This window comes from uncultured Albimonas sp. (assembly GCF_963977235.1).
Classification (GTDB): domain Bacteria; phylum Pseudomonadota; class Alphaproteobacteria; order Rhodobacterales; family Rhodobacteraceae; genus Albimonas.
In genome coordinates this window covers 47,308-73,081 of sequence record NZ_CAXBOD010000006.1, presented here as the reverse complement: position 1 = coordinate 73,081, position 25,774 = coordinate 47,308, and the positions used below count along the sequence as shown (strand labels likewise).

The 25,774-nt window shown below is 72.0% G+C and carries 25 protein-coding genes; 21 read left to right on the top strand and 4 right to left on the bottom strand.

The window, feature by feature from the left end; translation table 11 throughout:
- The first annotated feature begins 3 nt into the window (after positions 1–3).
- Both AAC134_RS06160 and AAC134_RS06155 read left to right on the top strand, forming a co-directional pair.
- Positions 4–1,779 (top strand): hydantoinase B/oxoprolinase family protein, encoded by a 1,776-nt coding sequence (locus AAC134_RS06160; protein ID WP_339948187.1) that lies wholly within the window; start codon positions 4–6, stop codon positions 1,777–1,779.
- Positions 1,779–2,741, top strand: coding sequence for an N-carbamoyl-D-amino-acid hydrolase (locus AAC134_RS06155; protein WP_339948186.1), 963 nt, complete (start codon positions 1,779–1,781; stop codon positions 2,739–2,741). Before AAC134_RS06160 ends, AAC134_RS06155 begins: the two co-directional genes overlap by 1 nt.
- 269 nt (positions 2,742–3,010) lie before the next feature.
- Here the strand turns inward: AAC134_RS06155 and AAC134_RS06150 are convergent, their stop codons facing one another.
- Positions 3,011–3,646 (bottom strand): GntR family transcriptional regulator, encoded by a 636-nt coding sequence (locus AAC134_RS06150; RefSeq protein ID WP_339948185.1) that lies wholly within the window; start codon positions 3,644–3,646, stop codon positions 3,011–3,013.
- A 219-nt stretch (positions 3,647–3,865) separates the two neighbouring features.
- Between AAC134_RS06150 and dctP the strand changes: the two genes are divergently transcribed.
- The 6 genes from dctP to AAC134_RS06120 all read left to right on the top strand — a co-directional run bounded on the left by dctP (position 3,866) and on the right by AAC134_RS06120 (position 9,562).
- Complete coding sequence (gene dctP, locus AAC134_RS06145; RefSeq protein ID WP_339948184.1) at positions 3,866–4,966, top strand: TRAP transporter substrate-binding protein DctP; 1,101 nt, start codon at positions 3,866–3,868, stop codon at positions 4,964–4,966.
- A 130-nt stretch (positions 4,967–5,096) separates the two neighbouring features.
- Positions 5,097–5,618, top strand: a complete 522-nt coding sequence (locus AAC134_RS06140) for a TRAP transporter small permease (protein WP_339948183.1) — start codon at positions 5,097–5,099, stop codon at positions 5,616–5,618.
- Positions 5,608–6,924 carry a TRAP transporter large permease subunit gene (locus tag AAC134_RS06135; protein WP_339948182.1) on the top strand — a complete coding sequence of 439 codons (1,317 nt, stop codon included), beginning with the start codon at positions 5,608–5,610 and terminating at the stop codon, positions 6,922–6,924. The genes AAC134_RS06140 and AAC134_RS06135 overlap by 11 nt, the downstream gene beginning before the upstream one ends.
- 7 nt (positions 6,925–6,931) lie before the next feature.
- Positions 6,932–7,090 carry a hypothetical protein gene (locus AAC134_RS06130; protein WP_339948181.1) on the top strand — a complete coding sequence of 53 codons (159 nt, stop codon included), beginning with the start codon at positions 6,932–6,934 and terminating at the stop codon, positions 7,088–7,090.
- 3 nt (positions 7,091–7,093) lie between these two features.
- Entirely contained in the window at positions 7,094–8,827 is a 1,734-nt protein-coding gene (gene araD, locus AAC134_RS06125; protein WP_339948180.1) for an L-arabinonate dehydratase, read from the top strand.
- A gap of 9 nt (positions 8,828–8,836) precedes the next feature.
- A complete protein-coding gene (locus tag AAC134_RS06120) occupies positions 8,837–9,562 on the top strand; it encodes a ribonuclease activity regulator RraA (protein ID WP_339948179.1) in 726 nt (241 codons plus the stop codon).
- 295 nt (positions 9,563–9,857) lie between these two features.
- On the opposite strand, the gene AAC134_RS06115 is transcribed toward AAC134_RS06120, so the two are convergent.
- Together AAC134_RS06115 and AAC134_RS06110 are read right to left on the bottom strand one after the other, a co-directional pair.
- Complete coding sequence (locus tag AAC134_RS06115; RefSeq protein WP_339948178.1) at positions 9,858–10,679, bottom strand: M15 family metallopeptidase; 822 nt, start codon at positions 10,677–10,679, stop codon at positions 9,858–9,860.
- Complete coding sequence (locus tag AAC134_RS06110; protein WP_339948177.1) at positions 10,676–10,891, bottom strand: hypothetical protein; 216 nt, start codon at positions 10,889–10,891, stop codon at positions 10,676–10,678. The genes AAC134_RS06115 and AAC134_RS06110 overlap by 4 nt, the downstream gene beginning before the upstream one ends.
- Positions 10,892–11,578: 687 nt before the next feature.
- Between AAC134_RS06110 and AAC134_RS06105 the strand changes: the two genes are divergently transcribed.
- The 3 genes from AAC134_RS06105 to AAC134_RS06095 are packed head-to-tail and all read left to right on the top strand — an operon-like array spanning position 11,579 to position 14,070.
- Positions 11,579–12,136: a sigma-70 family RNA polymerase sigma factor gene (locus tag AAC134_RS06105; RefSeq protein WP_339948176.1), complete on the top strand. Its 558-nt coding sequence runs from the start codon at positions 11,579–11,581 to the stop codon at positions 12,134–12,136.
- A complete protein-coding gene (locus AAC134_RS06100; RefSeq protein WP_339948175.1) occupies positions 12,129–12,800 on the top strand; it encodes a zf-HC2 domain-containing protein in 672 nt (223 codons plus the stop codon). The genes AAC134_RS06105 and AAC134_RS06100 overlap by 8 nt, the downstream gene beginning before the upstream one ends.
- Positions 12,801–12,852: 52 nt before the next feature.
- Complete coding sequence (locus AAC134_RS06095; RefSeq protein ID WP_339948174.1) at positions 12,853–14,070, top strand: S8 family serine peptidase; 1,218 nt, start codon at positions 12,853–12,855, stop codon at positions 14,068–14,070.
- 249 nt (positions 14,071–14,319) lie between these two features.
- On the opposite strand, the gene AAC134_RS06090 is transcribed toward AAC134_RS06095, so the two are convergent.
- The gene (locus tag AAC134_RS06090) at positions 14,320–15,270 is read right to left on the bottom strand and encodes a peptidoglycan-binding domain-containing protein (RefSeq protein ID WP_339948173.1); all 951 of its coding nucleotides are present in this window, start codon (positions 15,268–15,270) and stop codon (positions 14,320–14,322) included.
- Positions 15,271–15,421: 151 nt separating this feature from the next.
- On the opposite strand from AAC134_RS06090, the gene AAC134_RS06085 reads away from it, so the two are divergent.
- The 10 genes from AAC134_RS06085 (at position 15,422) to tssG (ending at position 25,763) form a co-directional block, all read left to right on the top strand.
- Positions 15,422–16,294 carry a DUF3365 domain-containing protein gene (locus AAC134_RS06085; protein WP_339948172.1) on the top strand — a complete coding sequence of 291 codons (873 nt, stop codon included), beginning with the start codon at positions 15,422–15,424 and terminating at the stop codon, positions 16,292–16,294.
- Positions 16,287–17,639 (top strand): serine/threonine-protein kinase, encoded by a 1,353-nt coding sequence (locus AAC134_RS06080; RefSeq protein ID WP_339948171.1) that lies wholly within the window; start codon positions 16,287–16,289, stop codon positions 17,637–17,639. Before AAC134_RS06085 ends, AAC134_RS06080 begins: the two co-directional genes overlap by 8 nt.
- Positions 17,640–17,662: 23 nt before the next feature.
- Positions 17,663–18,742: a type VI secretion system protein TssA gene (gene tssA, locus AAC134_RS06075; RefSeq protein ID WP_339948170.1), complete on the top strand. Its 1,080-nt coding sequence runs from the start codon at positions 17,663–17,665 to the stop codon at positions 18,740–18,742.
- Between the two features lie 93 nt (positions 18,743–18,835).
- Positions 18,836–19,357, top strand: a complete 522-nt coding sequence (gene tssB, locus AAC134_RS06070) for a type VI secretion system contractile sheath small subunit (protein WP_339948169.1) — start codon at positions 18,836–18,838, stop codon at positions 19,355–19,357.
- Positions 19,358–19,360: 3 nt separating this feature from the next.
- On the top strand, positions 19,361–20,860 hold the full coding sequence (tssC, locus tag AAC134_RS06065) for a type VI secretion system contractile sheath large subunit (protein ID WP_339948168.1): 1,500 nt from the start codon (positions 19,361–19,363) through the stop codon (positions 20,858–20,860).
- A 71-nt stretch (positions 20,861–20,931) separates the two neighbouring features.
- Entirely contained in the window at positions 20,932–21,465 is a 534-nt protein-coding gene (locus AAC134_RS06060) for a type VI secretion system tube protein Hcp (protein WP_339948167.1), read from the top strand.
- A gap of 82 nt (positions 21,466–21,547) precedes the next feature.
- Positions 21,548–22,381, top strand: coding sequence for a type VI secretion system accessory protein TagJ (locus AAC134_RS06055; protein WP_339948166.1), 834 nt, complete (start codon positions 21,548–21,550; stop codon positions 22,379–22,381).
- Positions 22,374–22,871: a type VI secretion system baseplate subunit TssE gene (gene tssE, locus AAC134_RS06050; RefSeq protein ID WP_339948165.1), complete on the top strand. Its 498-nt coding sequence runs from the start codon at positions 22,374–22,376 to the stop codon at positions 22,869–22,871. The genes AAC134_RS06055 and tssE overlap by 8 nt, the downstream gene beginning before the upstream one ends.
- Before the next feature lie 4 nt (positions 22,872–22,875).
- Positions 22,876–24,750 carry a type VI secretion system baseplate subunit TssF gene (tssF, locus tag AAC134_RS06045; RefSeq protein ID WP_339948164.1) on the top strand — a complete coding sequence of 625 codons (1,875 nt, stop codon included), beginning with the start codon at positions 22,876–22,878 and terminating at the stop codon, positions 24,748–24,750.
- Positions 24,714–25,763 (top strand): type VI secretion system baseplate subunit TssG, encoded by a 1,050-nt coding sequence (gene tssG / locus AAC134_RS06040; protein ID WP_339948163.1) that lies wholly within the window; start codon positions 24,714–24,716, stop codon positions 25,761–25,763. The genes tssF and tssG overlap by 37 nt, the downstream gene beginning before the upstream one ends.
- Positions 25,764–25,774: the final 11 nt, after the last annotated feature.

The following is a 25,774-nucleotide window of genomic DNA, read 5'->3' as shown; positions in this document are numbered from 1 at the left end:
GGAATGACCTCCTCCACGACTTCCAGGGCCTCGACCATCGACCCGATCTCCGCCTCGGTCATCCAGGGCGCGCTGCAGTCCATAGCGGTCGAGATGGGCTACAAGCTGATGCGGATGTCCTATTCCTCGATCATCCGCGAATCCGAGGACTTCGGCGCCGCGCTGACCGACGCCCAAGGGCGCCAGATCGCGGAATCAATGCAGTCCACCCCCCTGCAGTCGGGCCCCATCGCCGGCTACGTGCAGAACGTGCTGGAGACGCTGGAGGCGCGCGGCGACCGGGTGAACCCCGGCGACGTGATCCTGCACAACGACCCCTACGGGGGCGCCTCGCACGGGCCGGACTTCGCCTTCCTGGTTCCGGTGTTCCGCGACGAGCAGCTGGTGGGCTTCGCCGCCACCACCGCTCATCACCTGGATGTCGGCGCGCAGACCCCGGGCTCGGCCGGCATCGTCGAGGCGATCGACGTCTACGCCGAGGGCCTGCAGTTCAAGGCCATCAAGGTCCGCGACCGGGGCGTGGACAACGCCGCCGTCTGGCAGATCCTGCGCGACAACGTCCGCGCGCCGAAGCTGGTCGTCGGCGACATGGAGGCCCAGATCGCCGCCTGCGAGATCGGGGCCGAGCGCTTCGGCGCCCTTATCGACGAGCACGGCCGGGACCGGGTCGAGGCCGCCGTCGACGCGCTGATGGACCATTCCGAGGCGATGATGCGCCAGGCCATCGCGGCCCTGCCGGACGGGGTCTACAAGGCTGAGACGAAGCTCGACGGCTTCCTCGACGACCCCGAGCGGCGCCACTACACGCTGGCGGTGACGCTGACGGTCAAGGGCGACGAGATCCACGTCGACCTCACCGGCACCTCGCCGCAATGCGACGACCGGCCGATCAACATGCCCTATGTGGGCACCACCGACATCGCGATCTGGCTGACGCTGAGATCAGTGCTGCTCGACAGCGCGGTGCACGGGATCATCCCGCAGAACTCGGGGCTGACGCGCCCCATCACCATCTTCGCGCCCAAGGGCTGCCTCGCGAACCCCTCCTTCCCCGCGCCGGTGATCGCGCGCTTCACCGGGGGCAACGGGCTCGCCGACACGGTGATGAAGGCGCTGGCGCAATGCGCGCCCCAGCAGGTCTCGGCCGGGATCGGCAACCTCAAGGTCATCGCCTTCTCGGGCCTGACCTCGGGCGAGCACTGGGTGCACATGGAGATCTTCGAGGGCGCCTATGGCGGGCGCTTCGGGATGGACGGGATGGACGCGGTCGACACGCTCTACGCCAACACCCGCAACAACCCCATCGAGGATATCGAGAGCCACCTGCCGCTCCGCGTCACCCGCTACGAGCTGAACGAGGGCGTGACCGGCCCCGGCAAATGGCGCGGCGGCTTCGGCTCGATCCGCGGGTTCGAGTTCCTGGCCGACGGGGGCGGCTCGGTGGAGGGCGAGGGGCATGAGTTCCGTCCCTGGGGGTTCCAGGGCGGCGGGCAGGGCGGCACGGCCTCGCTGACCTCCATCTCGCCCGAGGGCCGGGCGTCCTCGCTGCCCTCCAAGGTCCCCTATCGCGCGGCGAAGAAGGGAGAGACCTTCGTCGCCACCGGCCCCGCCGGCGGCGGCTACGGCAACCCGTTCGAGCGGGACCCCCAGGCGGTGCTGGACGACGTGCTCGACGGGCTGTTGAGCGCCGAGCAGGCCCGCGCCGACTACGGCGTGGTCATCGCCTCCGGCGCGCTCGACGCCGCCGCCACAGACGCCGCCCGCAAAGGAGCCGCCTGATGCCCGCCGCCCTCAACCCCCGCGCCCGCCCCATCGTGGTCGCCGCCGCCCAGATGGGCCCCATCGCGCTGAGCGAGACCCGCGCCGACTGCGTCGCCCGCCTGCTGGAGATGATGCGCGAGGCCGCCGCCCGCGGCGCCAAGCTGGTGGTCTTCCCCGAACTGGCGCTCACCACCTTCTTCCCCCGCTGGTGGTTCGAGGCCGACCAGGAGGTCGACGTCTTCTTCGAGCGCGAGATGCCCGGCCCCGAGACCCGCATCCTCTTCGAGACCGCCGCCGAACTCGGCATCGGCTTCTACCTCGGCTACGCCGAACTCGCCCAGACCGACGCCGGCCTGAAGCGCTTCAACACGGCGGTGCTGGTGAACGACCGCGGGGCCATCGTGGGCAAGTATCGCAAGGTCCACCTCCCCGGCCACGCCGACCACCGGCCCGAACGCGCCTTCCAGCATCTCGAAAAACGCTACTTCCAGCCCGGCGACCTCGGCTTTCCGGTCTGGGAGACGATGGGCGGCAATTTCGGCATGTGCATCTGCAACGACCGCCGCTGGCCGGAGACCTACCGGGTGATGGCCCTGCGCTCGGTCGAGATGGTGCTGCTGGGCTACAACACCCCCAACGACCACACCGGGCATCCCGAGATCGACGGGCTCTCGAACTTCCACAACCAGCTCGCCATGCAGGCCGGCGCCTACCAGAACGCGACCTGGGTGGTGGGGACGGCCAAGTGCGGGATCGAGGAGGGCTCGCCGATGATCGGCCAGTCGATGATCGTGGCGCCCTCGGGCGAGGTCGTCGCCATGGCCTCGACGCTGGGGGACGAGGTGGTGGTCGCGCGCTGCGACCTCGACCTCTGCCGGATCTACCGCGAGACCTTCTTCAACTTCGCCGCCCACCGCGAGCCCGCCCACTACGGCCCCATCACCGCCCAGAAGGGCCCGGTCCCGCCGACCAACGGCTGACCATCGGGACGCCAGCCCCGGGCCCCCGGTCGGGGATCGGCGCGTCGCTTGCCAGAAGCGCGCCCCGGCCCTGAGCCGGGGCCTCCTGCGACGCTGGCCGGAGGCGCTGCGGCCGGCCCCGTGGCGGACCCTGCGCCGCGATCCCCGCGCCGACGCCGGGTGGCGGCGTCGCGCAGGAGGCCCCGGGTCAGGCCCGGGGCGCCCTGCGTGTCGGGCGCCCGCGCGTTTCGCCGCCGCAGGGCGCATGTCAATGCGCCGCGCCCGCGCCCTCAGAAACAGTCCGGCCGGCGCGCCCGGATCGCCTCGGCGGCCTGCAGCGTGCCCGAGAGGTGGCGGCGCACGGCGGCCTCGGCCTCGGCCCGGTCGCCGGCCGCGACCGCCTCCAGGATCTCCCGGTGGCGCGAGAGGATGTCGAGCGGCTTGCCCGGATCGGGCAGGTTCAGCGCCCGCAGCCGGTCGATGTGGCCCGAGCGCTCGGCGATCAGGTCCCACAGCGCCGGGTGGCCGGCGGCCTCGCACAGCGCCCGGTGGAAGGCGCCGTCGAGCGCCGCGAACCCCTCCAGATCCTCGGCCGCCAACGCCGCGCCCTGCCGCTCGAGGATGCGGCGGGCGGGGGCGACGGCGGCGGCGGGGTCGGGGGCGGCCGCCAGCACCCGCGCCACCTCCAGCTCCAGCCCCAGGCGCAGGAACTGCGTCTCCCGCGCGTGGGCGAGGTCGATCTTGGCGACCAGGGTGCGCGACTGGGGGAAGGTCTCGACCAGGCCCTCGGCCTCCAGCCGCTGCAGCGCGTCGCGCACCGGGGTCTGGCTGACCCCGTAGGTCTCGGCGATCTCGGCCCGCGACAGGGGGGCGCCGGGGGCAAGCTCCAGCGACAGCACCCGGTCGCGCAGCGAATCGTAGAGCATCTGCGAGGCCGTCGGCCGCCGCGGCAGCCGACGCGCGCCGCCGCCCCGTCCCTCGCCGTCGCGCGGAAGAGGGCGGTCGTCCACAAGAGTGTTCAAGGCTTTGGCCATTCGCTCCGGGTCCTTGCGCGGTGAGCCGAGACTAATCCCGACTTGATCGCGATGCACTAATATATTAGTGCATCAGACATGGGCCGCAAAGCGCCCCCAGGGAGGAACCTCATGACGCTCGACCGTTTCGCCGGCCTGCTCGGCCGCGCCGCCCCCACCGCCTTCGCCTCCACCGCCTTCGCCTCCACCGCCTTCGCCCCCGCCGCCTTCGTCACCGCCGCCCTCGCCGCAGGTCTCGCCGGCGCCGCCCAGGCCGAGACCTACACGATCCAGACCTCGTTCAATGCGGGCGACTTCTCGACCCAGCACCTGTCCGAGACCTGGCTGCCGAAGATCGCCGAGATGACCGACGGCCGCGTGGAGATCGCCTTCACCCCCAACGGCTCGGTGGTGCCCGCCAAGGAGACGCCCGAGGCGGTGGCCTACGGCGTGCTCGACGGGGACTTCACCTCGGTCAACTACTTCTCGGGGCGCGAGCCCGCCTTCGCGCTGCTCGGCGACCTGATCTCGGGCTACGACACGCCCCGGCAGATGCTCGGCTTCTGCAAGGACGGCGTGGGCGAGGAGATGATGCAGAAGGCCGCCGACGAGCTGACCGACGGCGAGGTCAAGGTCATCGCCTGCGGTCCCTACAGCCGCGAGGCGCTGGCCGCCCGCACCCCGATCCGCACCTTCGAGGACCTGCAGGGGATGAAGATCCGCTCGCCCGAGGGTCTGGCCGCCGCCGTCTTCGCCGCCGCCGGGGCGAGCCCCGTGTCGATCCCGTTCTCGGAGGTCTACGGCGCGCTCGAGAAGGGGATCGTCGACGCCGCCGACGCCTCGGCCTACGTCAACAACGACGCGACCGGGCTGAACGACGTGGCGCCCTATCCGCTGTATCCCGGCATCCACTCGATGGCCGCGATGCAGTTCACCATGACCAGATCCAAGTGGGACGCCCTCTCGCCCGAGGACCAGACGGCGCTTCGCGACTGGTGGTACATGGCGATGGAGGACCTGACCCGCGTCGTCCACGAGGAGGACGAGAAGCTCGCCGAGCGCGACCGCCAGGGCGACAGGATCGAGGTCATCGACTGGGCCCAGGAGGACCGCGACAAGCTGCGCGAGGTCGCCCGGGCCGAGTGGGAATCCTACGCCGAGAAAAGCGAGCTCGCCGGCGAGGTCCTGCAGGCGCATCTCGACTACATGAAGTCGATCGGCCTGCTGAAGTGATCGGCCGGCGCCGGGGGCCCGCGGGTCGCCGGCGCCTGACCGACCGCGCGCCGGCCGCCGCCGTCTCCTCCCCCTTTCGGCCCAGGCGGCCGGCGCGCCCCTTTCGTCCCCGAACTCCCGGACCCGTCCCATGCGAACGTTCCTCGCGCGATACGCGCAGGCCGTCGACCGGTTCAGCGTCTTCATCGGCCTGAGCTGTTCGACGCTGCTTTTCGCCTGCATCGCCATCTCGGCCGCCGAGGTGGCGCTGCGCTACGGCTTCGACGCCCCGACCCTGTGGTCGACCGAGCTTGCCATGACGTTGTGCGCCACCGCCTGGATCCTGTCGGTGGGCTACGTCACCGAACGCCGCCGCCACATCTCGATCACCATGCTCGAGCTGCTGGTGGGCGAGCGGGTGTGGCGGATGTTCCGCCTGATGCAGATGATCGTGGCGCTCGGCGCGGTGTTCTTCCTCGCGGTGGCGCTGTGGCATCCCGCCATGAAGGCGCTGGCGCGGGCCGAGCATTCGGGCACCGCGATGAACTCGATCCAGCCCTCGTATTTCAAGGTGATGATGGTGGTGGGCTGCGTCCTTTACCTGATCCAGCTCAGCGCGAACGTGATCCGCTGGGCGCAGAACTCGGACGGGGGACGCTCGGATGGGCATTGAACTCGTCACGCTGATGATCGTGGCGGCGCTGCTGGCGCTGATGGCGCTGGGCGTGCCGCTGGGGATCACCACGCTGGCCGTGTCGCTCGCCACCGCGATCCTGTGGTTCGGGACCAGGGGCGGCTTCTTCATCGTCGCGGCCAACGTCTCGGAAGTGCTGCACAAGTACGAGCTGATCGCCGTCCCGTTCTTCGTGTTCATGGCCAACGTGCTGGAGCGATCCGGCATCGCGCAGTCGCTGTTCAACTCGATGGCCATCGCCGGCGGGCGGTTCCGCGGCTCGGTCGGGGTGCAGACCTGCATCGTGGCCGTGGTGCTGGCCGCGATGTCGGGGATCATGGGCGGCGAGATCGTGATGCTGGGCCTGATCGCGCTGCCCCAGATGCTGCGGCTGGGCTACGACCAGCGGCTGTCCATCGGGATCATCTGCGCGGCCGGGGCGCTGGCAACGCTGATCCCGCCCTCGGTGGTGCTGATCGTCTACGGGCTGGCGGCCCAGGTCTCGATCACCAAGCTGTTCATGGCCTCGGCCGTGCCGGGGCTGCTGCTGGCCTCGCTCTATATCGCCTACATCCTGATCCGGGTGCGGCTGAACCCCGCCCTCGCGCCGATCTACGACATCCCGGAAACCGCCCTCCCGTTCTGGCGCCGGATGCGCCACCTCAAGGGCGTGATCCTGCCCAGCGCGCTGATCGCGACCGTGCTCGGCGTGATCTATTCGGGCGTGGCCACCGTGACCGAGGCCGCGGCCATCGGCGCGGTGGGCGCGCTTGCGGTGGCCGCGGCGCGGGGCGAGCTGCGCCTGCGCATGGCCCGCGACGCGATGCGCCAGACGGTGCTGACGGTGGGCTCGATCATCTGGCTGGTGCTGGGCGCGGTCTCGCTGATCGGGATCTACAACCGCATCGGCGGGGGCGAGTTCCTGCGCGGGATCCTGGCGGGGCTCGACCTGCCGCCGGTGATGGTGGTGGTGGTGATGATGCTGATCGTGATGCTGCTGGGCACGTTCCTCGAGTGGATCGCGATCATCTTCATCACCGTGCCGATCTTCGCCCCGGTGGTGATCGCGCTCGGCTACGATCCGGTCTGGTTCGGAGTGCTGTTTGCGATGAACATCCAGATCTACTACCTCTCGCCGCCCTTCGGCCCGGCCTGCTTCTTCCTCAAGTCCGTGGCCCCGCCCGAGATCCAGCTGCAGACCATCTTCCGCGCGGTGCTGCCCTTCATCGGGCTGCAGGCGGTGGGTCTGTTCCTGGTCCTGTTCATCCCCGACATCGCCCTGTGGCTGCCGTCGACGTTCGAGTGAGGGACCCATGACCGACGATCTCACCCGCCAGGACGAGGACCTCTCGGCCGCCCGGTTCGAGGCCGAGGAGCGCCACGACCCCCCCGATTTCGGATATTGGCCGGAGCTCGCCGGCCTGATCCTCACCGCCTTCGTGTGCTGGCTGATCTTCGCTTTCAGGGGCTGACCGATGACCCGCAAGACTTATGAGGAGCTCCGCTCCGCCCGCTGGATGGCCCCGGACAACTTCCGCGGCTTCGGCCACCGCTCCCGCACCCTGCAGATGGGTTATGGCGAGGAGGACTGGGTGGGAAAGCCCGTGGTGGCAATCCTCAACACCTGGTCGGACATCAACCCCTGCCACCTGCACTTCAAGCAGCGGGTCGAGGACGTCAAGCGCGGCGTCTACCAGGCCGGCGGCTGGCCGATCGAGCTGCCCGCGATCTCGGTCTCCGAGAACTACGTGAAGCCGACCACCATGCTCTACCGCAACATGCTGGCGATGGAGGCCGAGGAGCTGATCCGCTCCCACCCCGTCGACGGGGTGGTGCTGATGGGGGGCTGCGACAAGTCCACGCCCGGCCTGGTGATGGGCGCGATCTCGGCCGGGCTGCCGTTCATCTACCTCCCCGCCGGGCCGATGCTGCGCGGCAACTGGCAGGGCAAGACGCTGGGCTCGGGCTCGGACGCGTTCAAGTACTGGGACGAACGCCGCGCCGGCACGATCACCGAGGAGGACTGGAAGGGGATGGAGCGGGGGATCGCGCGCTCCTACGGCCACTGCATGACCATGGGCACGGCCTCGACCATGACCGCCATCGCCGAGGCCTGCGGCCTGTGCCTGCCCGGCGCGTCGTCCATCCCCGCGCCGGACGCCAACCACATCCGCATGTCGGCCGAGTGCGGCCGGCGGGTGGTGGACATGATCTGGGAGGATCTGACCCCCGACCGGATCCTGACCGCGGAGGCGTTCGACAACGCCGTGACGGTCGCCATGGCCACCGGCTGCTCGACCAACGCGGTGGTCCACATCATCGCCATGGCGCGGCGCGCGGGCGTGCCCCTGACGCTCGACGACCTCGACGCGAAAAGCCGGATCACCCCGGTCATCGCCAACGTTCGTCCCGCGGGCAGGGAATACCTGATGGAGGATTTCTTCTACGCCGGCGGCCTTGCGGCCCTGATGGAGCGGATGCGCGACCGCCTGCACACCGACTGCCTGACCGTCACCGGCGCCACGCTGGGCGAGAACATCGCCGGCGCGCGGGTGTGGAACGACGACGTGATCCGCCCGATGGACAACCCGATCTACCACGAAGGCTCGCTCGCCGTCCTCAAGGGCAACCTCTGCCCCTCGGGCGCGGTGATCAAGCCGGTCGCCTGCGCCCCGAAGTTCCTGGTCCATGAGGGCCCGGCCTGGGTCTTCGACAGCTACCCCGAGCTGAAGGAGCGGCTCGACGACGAGGACTGGGAGATCACCCCCGACGCGGTGCTGGTGCTGCGCAACGCCGGCCCCAAGGGCGGGCCGGGGATGCCCGAGTGGGGCATGATCCCGATGCCCAAGGCGCTGCTCAAGCAGGGCCATCGCGACATGGTCCGCCTCTCGGACGCGCGGATGTCGGGGACCAGTTTCGGCGCCTGCGTCCTGCACGTAGCCCCGGAATCCTTCGTCGGCGGCCCGCTCGCGCTGCTGAAGACCGGAGACACGGTGCGCCTCGACGTGCCCGCCCGGCGGCTCGACATGCTGGTGCCCGACGAGGAGATCGCCGCCCGCCGCGCCGCCTGGACCCCGCCCGAGAAGCGCTACGGCCGCGGCTGGGGGTGGATGTTCTCCGAGCACATCCTGCAGGCCGACCAGGGCTGCGACTTCGACTATCTGCTGACCGACTTCGGCCCCCCCGTGCCCGAGCCGGAAATCCACTGAGAGGCCGACATGACCGACTACGTGCTCTCCGACGAGACCCGCGCCAAGCTCAAGCGCGTCTCCACCGCCTCGCTCGCGACCGCCCTGTTCAAGCGGGGCCTGCGCGGCCAGTTCATCCAGGGTGTGCTGCCCGTGGCCCCGAAGGACGAGGTGATGGTCGGCCAGGCCTTCACCCTGCGCTACATCCCCGCGCGCGAGGATCGCAACGCCATCACGGTGTTCAAGAACCATGACCACCCCCAGCGCGTGGCGATGGAGACCTGCCCCCCGGGCCACGTCCTGGTGATGGACAGCCGCAAGGACGCGCGCGCGGCCTCGGGCGGCTCGATCCTGATCACCCGCCTGGCGATCCGGGGCGCGGCCGGCGTGGTCACCGACGGCGGCTTCCGCGACGCCGAGGGCATCGGCAAGCTGGACATGCCCGCCTACCACGCCCGCCCCTCGGCCCCCACCAACCTGACCCTGCACGAGGCGCTGGACATCAACGTCCCCATCTCCTGCGGGGACGCCCCGGTGTTCCCGGGCGACGTGATGGTGGGCGACAAGGACGGGGTGATCGTGGTCCCCGCCCACCTCGCCGAAGACCTGGCCGACGAGTGCCTGGGCATGGAGAGCTACGAGGACTTCGTGCTCGAGCAGGTGCTGGGCGGGGCGCAGATCATCGGCCTCTACCCCCCCACGTCGGACGCCCCGCTCGAGGCCTACGCCGCCTGGCGCGCCAAGACCGGGCGCTGACCCGCTGAACGCCAGCCGGCCCCGCCCGCGAAACCGCGGACGGAGCCGGAGCGGAGCAGGGGTCCGAGAGGCCCCTCTCCGGCAGGGCCGCGCTCGCAAACGAATGTCGTCCGGCCCGAGGGTGGCCGCGCGGGCGGCGCCGGTCATCTCGTCGTCGCCGGTCCCGCCGATCGGCACGTCGCCGCCCTCGCCGCCGACCACGATGACGCCGCCCTTCTGGCCTTCGAGGATGTCCTCGCTCTCGCAACCCTCGATCTTGTCGGCGCCGGGGGCGGCGCTGCCGGAATCGGGGGGATCAGATCAGGTCGAGGCGCCGCCACTGCTCCAGCTTCTCGCGGCTGACCTCGAAGTGCATCGAGTCCTCGCGCCCGAAGCCCGCGCCCCAGATCCAGCCCTCCTTGCGGAAGAAGTCCGCCAGCAGGATCAGCCCCAGCTGGGTGCGCCCGTCGGCCAGCTCGTCGAGGACCCCGTCGATGTTGAGATCCACCGCCAGCCCGTAGGCGTGGGCCGAGGCGCTGTCCTGCGACCCCCGGATCCGCCGTACGCACAGCGATCCGGCCGAGGCGATGCGTCGGTAGAGCTCCGGCTCGAACACCTGGACGTTGGCGAAGACCTGGCGCAGCGAAACCAGCGCCGGGCGCAGCAGGCGGGCCTTGATCGGGCCCACGTCCGCAGTCTCGAGCAGGTCCTTCAGGCGCGGATTGGTGGCGGCCTGGCAGTCGTCGGTCAGGTCCTGGCGGGGCAGGCCGATGACCTCCTCGAGGAAGCCTGGCGTGGCGACCGTCAGCCCCGCGTTGGCCGCCCGGCGGTCGGCGATCAGCACCACCTGCGCGAACGCGTCCATCAGCGAGTCCGAGGCCGCGTCGTTGCCCTCGGCAAGCTCCCGGCGCGGCTCGGGGGCGGCCGCCCGGCCGGCGTCCAGCCGCGCGACCTCGCCGCGCAGCCGCTCCAGCGCCTGGCGCAGCCCCTGCGCCTCGACCTCGAGCGCCGAGAGGCGGGTCTCCGCGGCCGGCGACAACCCCGGCGCGGGCGCCGGCCAGCGGGTCTGCGCCAGGCTCCAGACCACCGGGGCCGTGGCGATCGACAGCGCGATCAGCGCGCCGGGCAGCAGCTTCATGTCGCCTCTCCCGCGCTGGCGGGGGCGGGACAGCCGGGCGCGGGACTGGCGAAGGCGGGACTGGCGGGGGCGGGGCGGGCGCGGGCGTCGGCCGGGGGCGCCTCCCGCCGGGGCCGGAGCATCGCCGCCAGCAGCGGCGCCAGCGTCGCCGCCCCGCCGCAGCGCCACAGCGCCAGCATCACGTCGACCATCGCGAGAGACTGGTGGAGCATCTCGATCTCCCGTCGCAGGAGGGGGGTGGGCGCGCCGCCGCTCGGGTCAGCGAGGCGGCGCAATGTCGAGCATGTGTGCCCGCCGCCCCGCGGAAGGTTCGCCGCGCCGCGCCGCCTCGTCTGTCGGCCCGTCCCGCCCGGGGCGCCGCCCGCACGCCCGCCCGGGGCGCCGCCGGCATGAACGAATCCCGTGCGCGACCGCCCCTCTGCGCGCGGCAGGAAATCGTTCGCACGCAAAGAAACCACCCTGCCTACAACGCTGGCTACAACGCTCGGCGCCACGGTGAGGGTCTAGTCCTGACGTCGGGCCGGATCTGCACTCCGGCGCGGATGAGCGACCTCCCCGACGGCTCGGCCGATCGGGGCGGGCGACGACGGCCAGGCGCCGCCCCCCCGGGGTCGAGGCGCCGAGCCCGCCCGGAGGCTCCGGGTCCGTCGGTCCTCCGCGCAGCGCCCCACGCCGCCACGGCCGACCCAACGGCCCGCGCCCGACTTCGCCGATGGCCGCCCCGGGCCGTCCGCCGCCGTTCCGACAGCGAGGCCGTCCCCATGTCCCCCACGTCCGACAAGATCCGCCCGCGCCGAACCGAACCTTCTTCCGATCCCGCGGCACCTATCCAGGGTGGTGCAAGTGCGAGTGGTGGAATGCGTGGATTGAAACCTGTTCGAACCCCGTCCGGAGGCGGGATGCAGCAGACCGACGAGGCGCTCCTGGCGGCCATCGCCGGCGGAGACATGGCGGCGTTCGAGATCTTTCACCGGCGCTACTTCCCGCGGGTGATGCGCTTCGCCGCCCGGATCGCCGACAGCCAGGACGCGGCCGAGGAGATCGCCAACGACGCGCTGATGACCGTGTGGCGCACCGCCGACCGGTTCGAGGGCCGCTCCAAGGTCTCGACCTGGATCTTCGGCATCGCCTACCGGATGTCGCTGAAGGCGCGCCAGAAGCTCGGCCGTCGCAGGAACGACGTGGAGCTGGACGAGGAGCTGATCGGCGGCGGCGCCGACGAGGCCGCCGCGGTGATCCTGAGGACCGACCTCGCCGGCGCGATGGGGCAGCTCAAGCCCGAGCTTCGCGCCGTGGTGGAACTGACATATTTCAACGGGTGCCTGTATACCGAGATCGCCGAGATCCTCGAGTGTCCGGTCGGCACCGTGAAGACGCGCATGATGACGGCGCGGCGTCGCCTGCGGCAGATGCTGGCGGACGACGACGGCGATGCGATGGAGATGGCCCTTGGCTGAGACAGCGGAAAGCACACCGCAGGCGCGTCACGACGAAGTCTGGGCGCTGATCCCCTGGCACGTGAACGGAACCCTTGCCGCGCCCGAGGCCGAAAGGGTCCGGCGCCACCTGGAGGTCTGCGAGGCGTGCGCGGCCGAGGTCGATCGCCAGCTTGGCGTCGCGGCCCGGGTCTGCATGCTCGACGACGCGCAGATGACCGAGGCCCGCGAGCGCAGCTGGGAAACCCTGCGCGCCCGGATCGAGTCCGAGGAGCGCGCCCGCGCCCCCGCGCGCCCCGCGCAGGGGCGCCTTGCGCAGCTCCTCTCGCGCCTGACCTCGCGAAGGGGCCTCGCGCTTGCCGGCGTGGCCTGCGCCGCGGCGCTGGCGGTGGCGGTGACCCTGCCCACGGCCGGGACCGACGACGCCTATCGCACCCTGACCTCGCCCGCCTCCCCGACCGGGTCCGAGGCCGGTCTCGCGATCCGCTTCCAGACCGCCCCCGACCTGGCCCCCCCCGAGCTCGAGCGTCTGCTGGCCGCCGAGGGCCTGACCCTGCTGGGCGGACCCTCCGAGGGCGGCGTGTTTCGCGCCGCGGCCCCCGAGGGCGCCGACCTTTCGGCGGCCGCGCAGGCGCTGATGGCCGCCCCGCAGATCCTGTTCGCGGCGCCCGAGACGCAGCCATGAGCGCCCCTGCGCGGAGGCCCCGCCCGCGCCCCCCCGCGCGGGGGCTCGGGTCATGAGCGCGCGGGGCCCCTCGGTCCTTGCAGTGCGGGCGCTGGGACTGGTCGGGGCGCTGCTGCTGGGCGCGGCCTGCGCCCCCCAGGCGCAGGAGGCCGCGCCCGGCGCCGGCGCGCCGACCTGGCGGCTGGCCGACGCCGACAGTCTCGACCGGCGCGACCACCTGATCCTGACGGTGGCGCAGGGCGATCCCGTCGCGCTCGCCGCCGTCGCGGCGCAGATCGAGCGGCGCTACGGCGTGCGTCTGGCCGCCGAATGGCCGCTGAATTCCATCTCGGTCCACTGCCTGGTGATCGATGCGAGCGGGGTTCCCGACCTCGAGGACCTGATCGACCGGATGCGCGCCGACGCGCAGATCCGCACCGTGCAGCGCATGCAGTCCTTCCAGGTGCTGGCGCTGACCTACGCCGATCCGCTGTTTCCCGCCCAGACCGCGCTTGCCCAGCTCAACGCGGCGCGCGCGCACCAGGGCTCGACCGGGGCGGGCGTGCGGGTGGGGGTGGTGGACTCGGCCATCGACGCCAGCCACTCCGACCTTTCGGCCCGGCTGGCCGAGGCCCGCGATTTCGTGAGGGCCGTCCCCGGCGTCGCGGCCGAGGCCCACGGCACCGCCGTCGCCTCGCTGATCGGGGCCGAGGCCGGCAACGCCCGCGGCATGGTCGGCGTCGCCCCCCAGGTCGAGCTGGTGGGCCTGCGCGCCTGCTGGCAGCGCCCGGACGGAGGCGGCGCGTGCTCCAGCTTCTCGCTGGCGCGCGCGCTGAACTTCGCGATCCTCAACCGCATCCGGGTGCTGAACCTCAGCCTTGGCGGCCCGCCCGACCCCCTGCTCGCGGAGCTGATCGAGACGGCGCTGGCCGAGGGCGCGGTGGTGGTGGCGGCCTGGGGCGAGCAGGCCGAGCCGGCCTTCCCCGCCTCGATGCCCGGCGTGATCGCGGCCGGCGGAACCGACGGTCGCCGCGGCCTGCCGGCGCCCGAGATCGACGTGATCAGCGCGGCGCCCGGCGAGGCCTACGACTACGTCTCGGGCTCCTCGGTCGCCACGGCCCATGTGGCGGGCGTCGCGGCCCTGCTGCTGGCGGTGCGGCCCGAGCTGACCTCGGCGCAGATCTCCCGCGCGCTCGAGGCCGCCGTGGTGACCCGCGACGGCGCCCCGATGCTCGACGCCTGCGAGGCGCTGCGGGCGGTGAACGCGCGCCACGAGAGCTGCTCGGGCTGAGCGCCGCCCCGACCGACCCATGACGGCCGCGCCCCCACCGGGCGCGGCCGGTCTTCATGGCGAGCCGCCGCCGGCCTCGGGCCCGACGGCGCGCCCCGGGCTTGACCCGGGGCCTCGGCCGCCAGCGTCGCGCCGGGCGAACAGAGGGCGGACCCGTGGCCAGCGACGCGCGCCGGACGCCCGACGGGTGGGTGTGCGTGGAGGAGCCTCCCCCGGCCCGACGCGAAGGGCGGGCCGGGGGGATCGGGCTCAGCCGCCGGCGCGCAGGTCCAGCATCTGGCGGCGGGTGAGGACGCCGGTCGCCTCGTCGGTCCGCGCCTCCTGGAAGGCCGAGATCGCGCCGCGGGTCTGCGGCCCGAAGATCCCGTCGACCAGCCCCAGGTAGTGGCCCGCGTCGCGCAGCTCCCGCTGGATGGCGCGCTTGGCGGCGCGGGAGAGCGACTGCTCCAGCAGCTCCAGCTCCTCCAGCGTCTCGGGCGGGGCGTCGGCGCCGGCTTCGGGCGCGGCGATCTGCAGGGCGACCGGGGTCTCCTCGACCGCCGGGCTGCGCAGATAGATCGGCGTGGCGGGCGAGGCCGACAGGCTCACCCCCTCGCCCGCCTGCATCCGGCGCAGCATCGCGCCGACCTCGATCACCTCGTCGCGGGTCACCGCCGCGATCACCTGCACCACCGCGTCCGAGCGCCCGTAGGGCGCCACCAGCACCGGGCTCGAGCCCGCCGCAGGCTCGGGCGCGGTCTCGAGCGGCGAGAGGCCGGCGGGCAGGTCGGCCGGCGCGCGCCCGATCGCGGCCACCACCGCGCCCCCCTGCTCGGCCTGGGCGGCGGCCCGCGCAAAGGCCTGCAGCGGGATCGCCTGGGTGAACAGGTCCGTCGCCCGGTTCAGCGCGGCCCCGGCGGGGGTCACGAACTCCCGCCCCTCGAAGGTCACCGCGGGGGCGTCGAGATAGACGAAGGCCGCGCGGCTGTCGGCCGCCTCGCCGGTGAAGCGCTTGAGGATCGAGCGCAGCTCGGCGTTGTTGGGGTCGGCCGCGCGCAGCGTCTCGGCCCCGATCACCTGCAGTTGCGCCTGGATCGCGTCGGCGCGCGCGCCGCCCTCTCCCACCGAGACGACCAGCGCCACCACGCGGTCGGATTGCGCCAGCGCGGGCAGGGCGCACAGCGCCGCCCCCACCAGCGAGAACAAGGCCCGTCTGAACATCGTCAGCTCCTTTTTCAGCCTGGCCGCCGGGCGGCCGAACCTTTCCGGCCCCAGCCGGGACACAAGAGAGCGACGCCCGCGGCAGCCAAGCGGTGGAGTCGTGAGGTTCAGGTCAGCGATCGTCCCACCGGCTGAGAGGGGTATAAGTGAAATGCGGCTCCGTTTCAAGTTCAACCTTGTAATAACGCTGGCCTGCGCCCTCGGAATTGGCGCGGCGGCGGGTCTGTCTTACTGGGTTGTTCAGAAATCGGCCAAGGAGGAGCTGGTTCAACAGATCCTTCTACTTCGCGCCAACGCGCTCGCGGTCCGCGCCTACACGGTCAACAGCATCGCCCCCCTGCTCTCAGAAGACAACGACATCCTGTTTCTTCCCCAGTCGGTCACCGCCTACGCGGCGCAGAGCGTGTTCTCGACCTTCCGCAAGGACTTCCCCGACTACGCCTACAAGGAAGCCGCGCTGAACCCGACCAATCCCGCCGACTTCGCCGACGCCTTCGAGACCACCCTGATCGAGCGCTTCCGCGCCGAGGACGGCCTCTCCCAGATCGAGACGGTGCTCGAGAAGGAGGACGGCCGCTATTTCACCATCGCCTTCCCGCTGAAGGTCGGAAACCCCGGCTGCCTGAACTGCCACTCGACCCCCGAGGCGGCGCCGCCGGCGATGGTCGACCTCTACGGCCCCGACAACGGCTTCGGCTGGCAGCTCGGCGAGACCATCGGCGCCCAGATCATCTCCGCCCCCATGTCCCTGGTCGAGACCCGCGCCCGCGAGACGGTGGGCATGGTCATCGCCGCGGTCTCGGCGGCGTTCCTGCTGGTGCTGATCGTGACCAACGTGCTGCTGACGCGCATCGTCGTGTTCCCGGTGCGACGGATGTCGGACGTGGCCGAGAAGGTCTCGATGGGCGACTTCGACACGCCCGAATACGCCAAGCCCGGCCGCGACGAGATCAGCTCGCTCTCGGCCTCGTTCAACCGCATGCGGCGCTCGCTCGAAAGCGCGATGAGGATGATCGATGACTGACGCCACGGTCATCGTTCCCGGCGGCCGGCGATTCATCGGCAAGTACCGGGTGGACGGCGTGCTGGGCGAGGGCGCGATGGGCGTGGTCTACGACGGCCACGACCCCGACATCGAGCGCCCGGTCGCGATCAAGACCGTCCACCCGCACCTGATCGAGGCCGCCGGCGGGCAGGAGTGGCTGACCCGCTTCGCCCGCGAGGCCCGCGCCGCCGGCCGCGCCCTGCACCCCAACCTGGTGACGGTGTTCGAGTTCCTGCAGGAGGGGCGGATCCCCTACCTGGTGATGGAGAAGGTCCGCTCGACCACGCTCGAGGACCGGATGGCGGCCCGCCCGCCGCTGGCCCTGGCCGAGATCCACGCGATCCTGCGCCAGGTGCTGGCCGGGCTAGACTGCATCCACCGGGCCGGGATCGTGCACCGCGACCTCAAGCCCGCCAACGTGATGCTGACCGAAGGCGGGGGCGTGAAGCTGACCGACTTCGGCATCGCCCGCCTGACCGCGATGGAGGCGACCGGGGCGGGGATGGTGGGCACCCCCTCCTACATGGCGCCCGAGCAGTTCGCGGGCGGCGAGGTCGACGCGCGCGCCGACATCTACGCCTGCGGGATCCTGGCCTACGAACTGGCCGCAGGCCGCAAGCCCTTCCAGGGCGGGGGCGTCGAGGCCCTGTTCGCCGCCGTCCGCCAGGGCGACGTGGCCCCCCCCTCCAGCTTCCTCGATCCCGCCCCCGCGGGCGCCGAGGCGCTGGACCGCGCCATCCTCAAGGCGATGAGCGTCGACCCCGACGACCGCTTTCCCGACGCCGGAGCGCTCGCCCGGGCGCTGGCCGAGGCGCTGCCCGCCGCCGACGGCGCGGGCCTTTCGGACAGCTTCGCCCCCCGCCGCGCGGCGCGCACGACCGAGGGCACGATGCTGGGCCGCCTTTCGTCCCACACCATGCTCGAGGTCGAGCGGCAGCTGGTGGCGCGGATGGGTCCGATGGGCCGCATCGTCGCCCGCCGCGCCGCCGCGGGCGCCGCAGACGCCGAGCAGATGATCGCCGCCGTCCTCTCCGAACTCTCCGCGGCGGGCGAGGCGCAGTCGATGCGCGACTCGATGCTGCGCCTGCTGGCCGACGCGGTCGCGCCCCCGCCGGGTCCCGCCGCCGCCGCGACCGCCCTGCCGCCGGCCGAGCTGGAGCGTCTGGCGACCCTCCTCAAACCCCATGTCGGCCCGATCGCGCTGGTGATGGTCAAGCGCAAGGCGGCCCGCGCCGCCTCGCGCGAGGCCCTCGTCGCGGCGCTCTCCGAGACCATCCCCGACCCCGCCGGCCGCGCCCGCTTCCTGCGCGACGCCGCCCCCTGACTTCGCCCGAGACGGAGCCCGCCATGTTCGACCTCGACCCCCTGCTGCAAAGCTTCGGCGACGACGCCCCCAGCGGCGAGAACCTGGAATACGACGCCGCCTGGACCGAGCTCGAGCTCGCCGCCCAGCCGGTGGCCGAGCGGGTGATCGGCGACTCGGTCCTTGCCGCAGAGGATCCCGACTACGAGGAGGTGGCGCGCCAGGCGCTGGACCTGCTGGGCCGCACCCGCGACCTGCGCGTGGCCGTGCGCCTCGCCGAGGCCGGCCTGCGCACCGAGGGCCTGCCGGCCTTCGCCCGAACGCTCGCCTATGTCGAGGGGGCGCTGGATCTCTACTGGGACAGCGTTCACCCCCAGCTCGACCCCGACGACGACGACGACCCCACCATGCGGGTCAACGCGGTGCTCGGCCTGACCGACCGGGACACGGTGCTGCGCGCCCTGCGCCAGGCGCCCCTGACCGACAGCCGCAGCTTCGGGCGGGTCTCGCTGCGCGACATCCTGCTCGCGGACGGCGAGATCCCCGCGGCCGACGACGAGCCGGTCCCCGATCCCCAGGCCATCGCCGCGGCCTTCCAGGACACCCCCGATCCGGCCCTGGCCGAGATCGCCAGGGCGGCCGACGCGATCCTCGTCCACGTCAGGCGCATCGCCGCGATCTTCGACGAGCGGCTGGGCGCGCTCGGCCCCGACCTCGCGCCCCTGCAGAAGCTCGCCCACGACATCGCCCGCCGGATCCCGCGGCGCTCGCCCGCGGGCGAGGCGTCCCAGGACGACGCGGCCCCCGCCGCCACACACGCCCCCGACCCGGCAGTGGCGCCCGCGTCGACCGCCCTCGCGCCCCCGCCCGCGCGCCCCGGCGCCGTCGAGACCCCCGGGGACGTGGTCGCCGCGCTCGACCGGATCCTCGACTACTACGCCCGCCAGGAACCCTCGAGCCCGCTGCCCCTGCTGCTCAACCGGGCCCGGCGGCTGGTCTCGGCCGACTTCCTCACCGTGATCCGCGACATCGCCCCGCTGGGGCTGGAGAACGTCTCCCTCGTCGGCGGCCTCTCGGAGGCGCAGCTCCACGGCGCCGACGACGCGGAGATGGAGATGGACTGAGCCCCCCGCGCCCGGTCCGCCGGGCGCGATCCTTTCAACCGGAAACGAAGTTGGCAGCTGTCAACTCGCCCCCATACCGCAAGGAGCCGCCCCATGGCCAGCAGTCAGAAGTTCATCGCCCGCAACCGCGTCCCCCGGGTGCAGATCGAATACGACGTCGAGCTCTACGGCGCCCAGAAGTCCGTGCAGCTGCCCTTCGTGATGGGGGTGATGGCGGACCTGGCGGGCAAGTCGGCCGAGCCTCAGCCCGCCGTCGCCGACCGCAAGTTCCTGGAAATCGACATCGACAACTTCGACGACCGCATGAAGTCGATGAAACCCCGCGCCGCCTTCAGCGTGCCCAACACCCTGACCGGCGAGGGCAACCTCTCGGTCGACCTGACCTTCCAGAGCATGGAGGCGTTCTCGCCCGCCGCCGTGGCGGGCCAGGTCGAGCCGCTGAAAAAACTGCTCGAGGCGCGAACCCAGCTCGCGAACCTGGCCACTTACATGGACGGAAAGGCAGGCGCCGAGGGCCTGGTGGCGAAGATCATCAACGATCCCTCGCTGCTGGACGCCCTGGCGGCCGCCCCTTCCCAGACCCCGACCGCGACCCAGACGCAGACCGAGGAATAGGCCATGACCGAGATGCAGAGCCAGGCCGCAGAGAAAGAGGCCGCCACGATCTTCGGCTCGTCCGAGTTCGCCTCCCTGCTCCGCAAGGAGTTCCGGCCCCAGTCCGAGCAGGCCCGCTCGGCCGTCGAGGAGGCGGTGCGCACGCTCGCCCAGCAGGCGCTGGCCAACCAGGCGCTGATCTCCGACGACGCGCTGCGCTCGATCGAGGGGATCATCGCCGAGATCGACCGCAAGATCACCGAGCAGGTGAACGTGGTCATCCACCACCCCGACTTCCAGACGCTGGAGAGCGCCTGGCGCGGCCTCCACTTCCTGGTGACCAACACCGAGACCGACGAGAAGCTCAAGATCCGCGTCCTGAACATGTCCAAGAAGGACCTCTCGAAGACGCTCAAGAAGTTCAAGGGGGCGGCCTGGGACCAGTCGCCGATCTTCAAGAAGCTCTATGAAGAGGAATACGGCCAGTTCGGCGGGGAGCCCTATGGCTGCCTGGTGGGCGACTACCACTTCGACCACAGCCCGCGCGACGTCGAAACCTTGGGCGAGATGTCCAAGATCGCCGCCGCCGCCCACGCGCCGTTCCTGACCGGGGCCGATCCCTCGCTGATGCAGATGGAGAGCTGGTCCGAGCTCGCCAATCCGCGCGACCTGACCAAGATCTTCCAGACCCCCGAATACGCCGCCTGGCGCTCGCTGCGCGAGAGCGAGGACGCGCGCTATCTTGGGCTCGCGATGCCCCGCTTCCTGGGTCGGCTGCCCTATGGCGAGAAGACCGAGCCGGTGGACGCCTTCGCCTTCGAGGAGGACGTGGCCGGCGCGGGATCGGAGAAATACTGCTGGATCAACGCCGCCTACGGCATGGCCCGCAACGTCACCCGCAGTTTCAAGGAATACGGCTGGTGCACGCGGATCCGGGGCGTGGAGTCGGGCGGCGCGGTCGACGGGCTGCCCACCCACACCTTCCCCACCGACGACGGCGGGGTGGACATGAAGTGCCCGACCGAGATCGCGATCTCGGACCGGCGCGAGGCGGAGCTGGCGCGCAACGGGCTGATGCCGCTGGTGCATCGCAAGAACTCGGACCTCGCGGCCTTCATCGGCGCGCAGTCGCTGCAGAAGCCGGCCGAGTATGACGACCCCGACGCGACGGCGAACGCTAATCTCGCCGCCCGTCTGCCGTACCTGTTCGCGACCTGCCGTTTCGCCCACTACCTCAAGTGCATCGTGCGCGACAAGGTTGGTTCGTTCAAGGAGCGCCAGGACATGCAGGACTGGCTGCAGGACTGGATCAACAACTACGTCGACTTCAACGCCGAGACCTCGCCCGAGGAGGTGAAGGCGGCCCAGCCGCTCGCCGCGGCCGAGGTCGTGGTCGAGGAGGTCGAGGGCAACCCCGGCTACTACGCCTCGAAGTTCTTCCTGCGCCCGCACTACCAGCTCGAGGGGCTCTCGGTGTCCCTGCGTCTGGTCTCCAAGCTGCCCTCGCAGCGCAGCGCGGGCTGAGGTCTGCGCGGGAGCGGCGACCTCGCCCTCGCGTCCCCCCCTGAAACGTCCCTCTTGAAAGGAGCCCTCCCATGGCGTTCGACGCATTCATGTATTTCCCGATGCAGGCCAGCATCGTGGGCGAAGTCCAGGACCAGGCGATGAAGGCCAAGAACGCCTTCGCCATCAAGTCCTTCGAGTTCGGGGCCGAGAACAAGATCGACATCGGCTCGGACACCGAGGGCGGCGCCGCGGGCAAGGCGACGTTCAAGGAATTCACCATCAAGAAGAAGACCGACACCGCGTCCTGCGGCCTGTTCCACGCGCTGTGCGAGGGCAAGCACCTGACCGAGGGCATCATCGAGCTGCGCCGCTCGGGCGGGGCCGCGGGCGCCTCGGGGGCCACCTTCATGAAGTTCCACTTCAAGCTGGTGATGGTCCAGGACATGGGCTGGTCGGGCGCCGACGGCGACGACGTCTGCGAGGAAGACCTGATCTTCCAGTACGGCGCGATGAAGATCGAATACTTCCGCCAGGGCGCCGACGGCAAGATGAAGAAGGCCCAGGGCGGCCAGGGCGAGGTGAAGTGGAGCCGGGTGAAGAACGCGGCCGTCTACGACATCTGAGCCCCCCGGCCGGGCGCGGCCGGTTCTGATTACCGGATCCCGCGCCCGGTCCCCCTTTCCCTCCCCGACAGGAGTGCGCTCCATGGCGACCCCGGCCGAAGACCGTCTGGCGGACGGCGATCTCGACGGCGCGCTGGCCGCGCTGAGCGAGGCCGTGCGCAAGGCGCCCCGCGACGCCCGTCTGCGCGTGTTCCTGTTCCAGCTTCTGTGCCTGCGCCGCGAGTGGCGGCGCGCGCTTGTCCAGCTCAAGACCTGCGCCACGCTGGATCCGCAGGCCGAGACCATGGCCCGCGCCTACCGCGAGGCCATCGCCTGCGAGCTGTGGCGCGAGGCGGTCTTCGCCGGCGCCAAAACCCCCGCGACCCGGGGCGAGCCGCCGCCCTGGCTCGAATGGCTGGTCGAGGCGCTGGCGCTCGAGGCCGCCGGCGACCCGGCCGCGGCCGACGCCCTGCGCGCCCGCGCCTTCGCCGCCGCCCCGGTCTCGCCCGGCCAGCTCGACGGCGCGCCGCTGGCCTGGATCGCCGACGCCGACCCGCGCCTCGGCCCGGTGCTGGAGGTCGTCGTGGACGGCCGTTACCTGTGGGCGCCCTTCGCCGCCATCGGCGCCCTGCGCATCGCGCCGCCCGCCGACCTGCGCGACCGGGTCTGGACGCCCGCGACCCTGACCTGGGCCGAGGGCGGCGAGAGCGTAGGCCTGATCCCCACCCGCTACGCCCCCGCCCCCGCCCTTGACCTTGGCGAGGCCGCGCCCGCGCCCGAACACCTGCTCGCCGCCGCCACCGGCTGGCGGATGCAGGGGGAGCGGGTGGTCGCGGGGCCCGGGCAGCGGATCCTGGTGACCGACGCGGCCGAGGTCGCGCTGATGGACCTGCGCGCGCTGTCGCTGGACGCGCGGGAGGCCCTCGCCCATGGCTGACCGGATGCTGATGGAGCGGCTGCAGCCCTCGCTGCTCGATCGCCTGACCGACGATGCGCCGGGCGAGCGCAAGGAGAGCGCCGGGCGCCGGGTCATCGATCTGACCCGCCTGCGCGAGATCATCCTGCGCGACCTCGAGTGGCTGCTCAACACCTCCAACGCCGAGGGCGAGCACGATTTCGAGGCCGCGCCCCACGCCGCCGCCTCGACCCTGAACTACGGCATCCGGGAGCTGTCGGGCGCCACCGCCACGGTGGGGCGGGCGCTGGAGATCCAGCGCTCGATCCGCCGGGCCATCGAGACGTTCGAGCCGCGGATCCTGCCCGAGACGCTGGACGTGATCCTGCGCCAGGAGAAGGTCGGCGCCGGCGCCGTGATCTCGTTCGACATCCGCGGCGAGCTCTGGGCCGAACCGGTGCCCATCGACCTCTACCTGCGCACCGCGCTCGACGTGACCACCGGGCATCTCAAGATCAGCCGGCAGGGGTAGGACGATGGATACGCGGCTGCTGAAACACTACGAGAGCGAGCTGGGCTTCATCCGCGAGATGGGGGCCGAGTTCGCCGAGGCCTATCCCAAGATCGCCTCGCGTCTGGGCATCCTGCCGATGGAGGTGCTCGACCCCTACGTGGAGCGCCTGCTCGAGGGGTTCGCCTTCCTCTCGGCCCGGGTGCAGCTGGAGCTGGACCTGCAGTTCCCCCAGTTCACCCAGAACCTGCTCGAGATCGTCTACCCGCATTTCCTGGCGCCGATCCCCTCGATGACCGTGGCGCGCTTCGTGCCCGATCCGGCGCAGGGGGGGCTCGAGGCCGGCTATCTCGTGCCTCGCGGCGCGACCCTGCGCGGGCATGTGCTGGAGGGGGAGCAGACGGCCTGCCGCTTCACCACCTCGCAGGACGTGACGCTGTGGCCGCTGGAGGTGGCGGAGGCGGAGTATGTCGAGGGCCGCGCGGAGCTGGCGGCGGCCGGGGTCGCCTGGCATGCGGACGCGCGGGCCGCGGTGCGCCTGCGCCTGCGCCGCACCGACGGGGCGCCGATCGCGGAGCTGCCGCTCGACACGCTGACGCTTTACCTCTCCGGCGCCGCGACCGAGGCCTGGCGGCTCTATGAAGCGCTGGCGGCCCGCGGCGTGGGGCTGGCGGGGCGGTCCACCGACCGGCGGGCGGACTGGGCCGAGCCGCTGGGCTGCGCGATCCGCCCGCGGGGCTTCGACCCGCAGGAGGCGCTGCTGCCCACCCCGGGGCAGAGCTTCGAGGGCTACCGTCTGCTGCAGGAATACTTCGCCATGCCGCAGCGGTTCTTCTTCGTGGAGCTGGGGGGCCTTGCGCCCGCGATCCGGCGGGCGGAGGGGGGGGAGGTCGACCTCTACATCCTGCTGGGGGAGGGCGCGCCGGCGCTGAAAAGCCTGAGCGCCGAGAGCTTCGAGCTGCACGCGGCCCCCGCGATCAACCTCTTCGAGAAGCGCTGCGACCGGGTCCACGTCGCCGCGACCGAGGTCGAGCATGCGCTCGTGGTCGACCGCACCGCGCCGCTCGACTACGAGATCTATCGTCTGCAGAGCGTCACCGGGATCGCCGGGGACGGCGACGACGACGTGACCTTCCGCCCGTTCTACAGCGCCGACGACTTCACCCCAGCGGGCGCCGCGCATCAGGCCTACTACGCGGTGCGCCGGCGGTTGCGGCAGCGCTCGGAGGCGCAGCGGCTGAAGGGGGTGCGGACCTCCTACCTCGGCTCGGACCTGTCGCTGAGCCTGTCGGATCGCGCGCAGGCGCCGTGGCGGGGGGACGTGAAGCAGCTCGCGGTGACCGCGCTGTGCACCAACCGCGACCTGCCGCTGCTGACCGCGACCGGGGCGGGGGAGACCGATTTCTTCCCCCCCGACGGCGGGCCGATCGCCGCGATCCGCGCCATCGTGCCGCCCACGCGCCCGCATCCCAGCCTCGCCCAGGGGCGGCAGGCCTGGCAGCTCGTCAGCCACCTGAGCCTCAACTACCTCTCGATCGCCGATGGCGACCGGGGGGAAGGGGCGGCGGCGCTGCGCGAGCTGCTGGGGCTTTACGGGTCCATCGGCGGGCAGGCGACGGCCAAGCAGCTCGAAGGGCTGCGCAGCGTCTCCTCGCGGCCCATCGTGCGGCGGATGGCCGAGGACGGGCTCTCGACCGCGGTGCGGGGCCTCGAGATCCGGGTCGGGTTCGACGAGAGCTTCTTCGAGGGCGCCGGGTGCTGCCTGCTGGGCGCGGTCCTCGAGGCGTTCTTCGCCAGGTACGTGACGCTGAACAGTTTCACCGAGACCGTCGTCCAGTCCCAGCAACGCGGGGAGATCGCCCGATGGAAGCCCAGAAGCGGCCGCCGGGTCCTGATCTGACGCGCCTGACCGCGCTGTCGGACGACCCCCAGGCCCATCACGTCTACCAGGCCCTGCGCCTGATCGAGGCGGCGCATCCCGAGCGGCCGCGGCTGGGGCGCTCGACCCGGCCCGCGCAGGATCCGGTGCGGCTGGGGCAGGAGGCGGAGCTGGCCTTCCCGCCCTCGACCGTCGCGGGGTTCGAGGCGGGGGAGGGCGAGGCGCCCGACCGGCTGACCCAGCGGTTCTTCGGCCTGTTCGGGCCCAACGGTCCGCTGCCCCTGCACCTGACCGAACATGCCCGCGACCGGCTGCGCAATCACCGCGATCCGACCTTCACGGCCTTTGCCGACGTGTTCCACCACCGGATGCTGTCGCTGCTCTACCGGGCCTGGGCCTCGGGGCAGCCCGCGCCCTCGTTCGACCGGGCCGACGACGATCCGTTCGGGGACAAGGTGGCGGCGCTGTCGGGGCATCTGGGCGAGGGCTTCGTGGATCGCGACGCGATGCCCGATCTCGCGCGGCGGCATTTGGCGGGGCTGCTGGCCGCGGCGCCGCGCTCGGAAAGCGGGCTGAGCGCGATCCTCTCGCGGTTCTTCGAGGCGCCCGTCGAGATCGAGAGTTTTGTCGGCGACTGGCTGCACCTCGAGCCCCACGACCGCGGCCGTCTGGGGAGCGCGGCGCTGGGGCGGGACGCGAACCTCGGGGCCAAGGTCTGGTCGCGCGAGGCCAGGTTCCGGATCCGCATCGGCCCCCTGTCGCTGCCCGACTACGAGCGGCTGCTGCCGGGGGGCGAGAGCCTTCGGCGCCTCGCCGCCCTCGTGCGCGCCTTCGCGGGCGAGGCGCTGGACTGGGACCTCAACCTGACGCTGCGGCGAGAGGCGGTCCCGCCCCCCGCGCTGGGCGGGGGCGTTCGCCTGGGCATGACCGCCTGGATCGGCCGCCGGCCTGCGCGCGACGCCGACGACCTGCACCTGGGCGCGCCGCGCCCCTCGGCCCGCTGCGGCGCGCCGCACCCTTCGACCCTCGCCTGAGAGAGGCCCCC

Coding starts and splice junctions, on each gene's coding strand:
- AAC134_RS06160 (WP_339948187.1), top strand. CDS start 4: ATGACCTCCTCCACGACTTCCAGGGCCTCGACCATCGACCCGATCTCC.
- AAC134_RS06155 (WP_339948186.1), top strand. CDS start 1,779: ATGCCCGCCGCCCTCAACCCCCGCGCCCGCCCCATCGTGGTCGCCGCC.
- AAC134_RS06150 (WP_339948185.1), bottom strand. CDS start 3,646: ATGCTCTACGATTCGCTGCGCGACCGGGTGCTGTCGCTGGAGCTTGCC.
- dctP (WP_339948184.1), top strand. CDS start 3,866: ATGACGCTCGACCGTTTCGCCGGCCTGCTCGGCCGCGCCGCCCCCACC.
- AAC134_RS06140 (WP_339948183.1), top strand. CDS start 5,097: ATGCGAACGTTCCTCGCGCGATACGCGCAGGCCGTCGACCGGTTCAGC.
- AAC134_RS06135 (WP_339948182.1), top strand. CDS start 5,608: ATGGGCATTGAACTCGTCACGCTGATGATCGTGGCGGCGCTGCTGGCG.
- AAC134_RS06130 (WP_339948181.1), top strand. CDS start 6,932: ATGACCGACGATCTCACCCGCCAGGACGAGGACCTCTCGGCCGCCCGG.
- araD (WP_339948180.1), top strand. CDS start 7,094: ATGACCCGCAAGACTTATGAGGAGCTCCGCTCCGCCCGCTGGATGGCC.
- AAC134_RS06120 (WP_339948179.1), top strand. CDS start 8,837: ATGACCGACTACGTGCTCTCCGACGAGACCCGCGCCAAGCTCAAGCGC.
- AAC134_RS06115 (WP_339948178.1), bottom strand. CDS start 10,679: ATGAAGCTGCTGCCCGGCGCGCTGATCGCGCTGTCGATCGCCACGGCC.
- AAC134_RS06110 (WP_339948177.1), bottom strand. CDS start 10,891: ATGCTCCACCAGTCTCTCGCGATGGTCGACGTGATGCTGGCGCTGTGG.
- AAC134_RS06105 (WP_339948176.1), top strand. CDS start 11,579: ATGCAGCAGACCGACGAGGCGCTCCTGGCGGCCATCGCCGGCGGAGAC.
- AAC134_RS06095 (WP_339948174.1), top strand. CDS start 12,853: ATGAGCGCGCGGGGCCCCTCGGTCCTTGCAGTGCGGGCGCTGGGACTG.
- AAC134_RS06090 (WP_339948173.1), bottom strand. CDS start 15,270: ATGTTCAGACGGGCCTTGTTCTCGCTGGTGGGGGCGGCGCTGTGCGCC.
- AAC134_RS06085 (WP_339948172.1), top strand. CDS start 15,422: ATGCGGCTCCGTTTCAAGTTCAACCTTGTAATAACGCTGGCCTGCGCC.
- AAC134_RS06080 (WP_339948171.1), top strand. CDS start 16,287: ATGACTGACGCCACGGTCATCGTTCCCGGCGGCCGGCGATTCATCGGC.
- tssA (WP_339948170.1), top strand. CDS start 17,663: ATGTTCGACCTCGACCCCCTGCTGCAAAGCTTCGGCGACGACGCCCCC.
- tssB (WP_339948169.1), top strand. CDS start 18,836: ATGGCCAGCAGTCAGAAGTTCATCGCCCGCAACCGCGTCCCCCGGGTG.
- tssC (WP_339948168.1), top strand. CDS start 19,361: ATGACCGAGATGCAGAGCCAGGCCGCAGAGAAAGAGGCCGCCACGATC.
- AAC134_RS06060 (WP_339948167.1), top strand. CDS start 20,932: ATGGCGTTCGACGCATTCATGTATTTCCCGATGCAGGCCAGCATCGTG.
- AAC134_RS06055 (WP_339948166.1), top strand. CDS start 21,548: ATGGCGACCCCGGCCGAAGACCGTCTGGCGGACGGCGATCTCGACGGC.
- tssE (WP_339948165.1), top strand. CDS start 22,374: ATGGCTGACCGGATGCTGATGGAGCGGCTGCAGCCCTCGCTGCTCGAT.
- tssF (WP_339948164.1), top strand. CDS start 22,876: ATGGATACGCGGCTGCTGAAACACTACGAGAGCGAGCTGGGCTTCATC.
- tssG (WP_339948163.1), top strand. CDS start 24,714: ATGGAAGCCCAGAAGCGGCCGCCGGGTCCTGATCTGACGCGCCTGACC.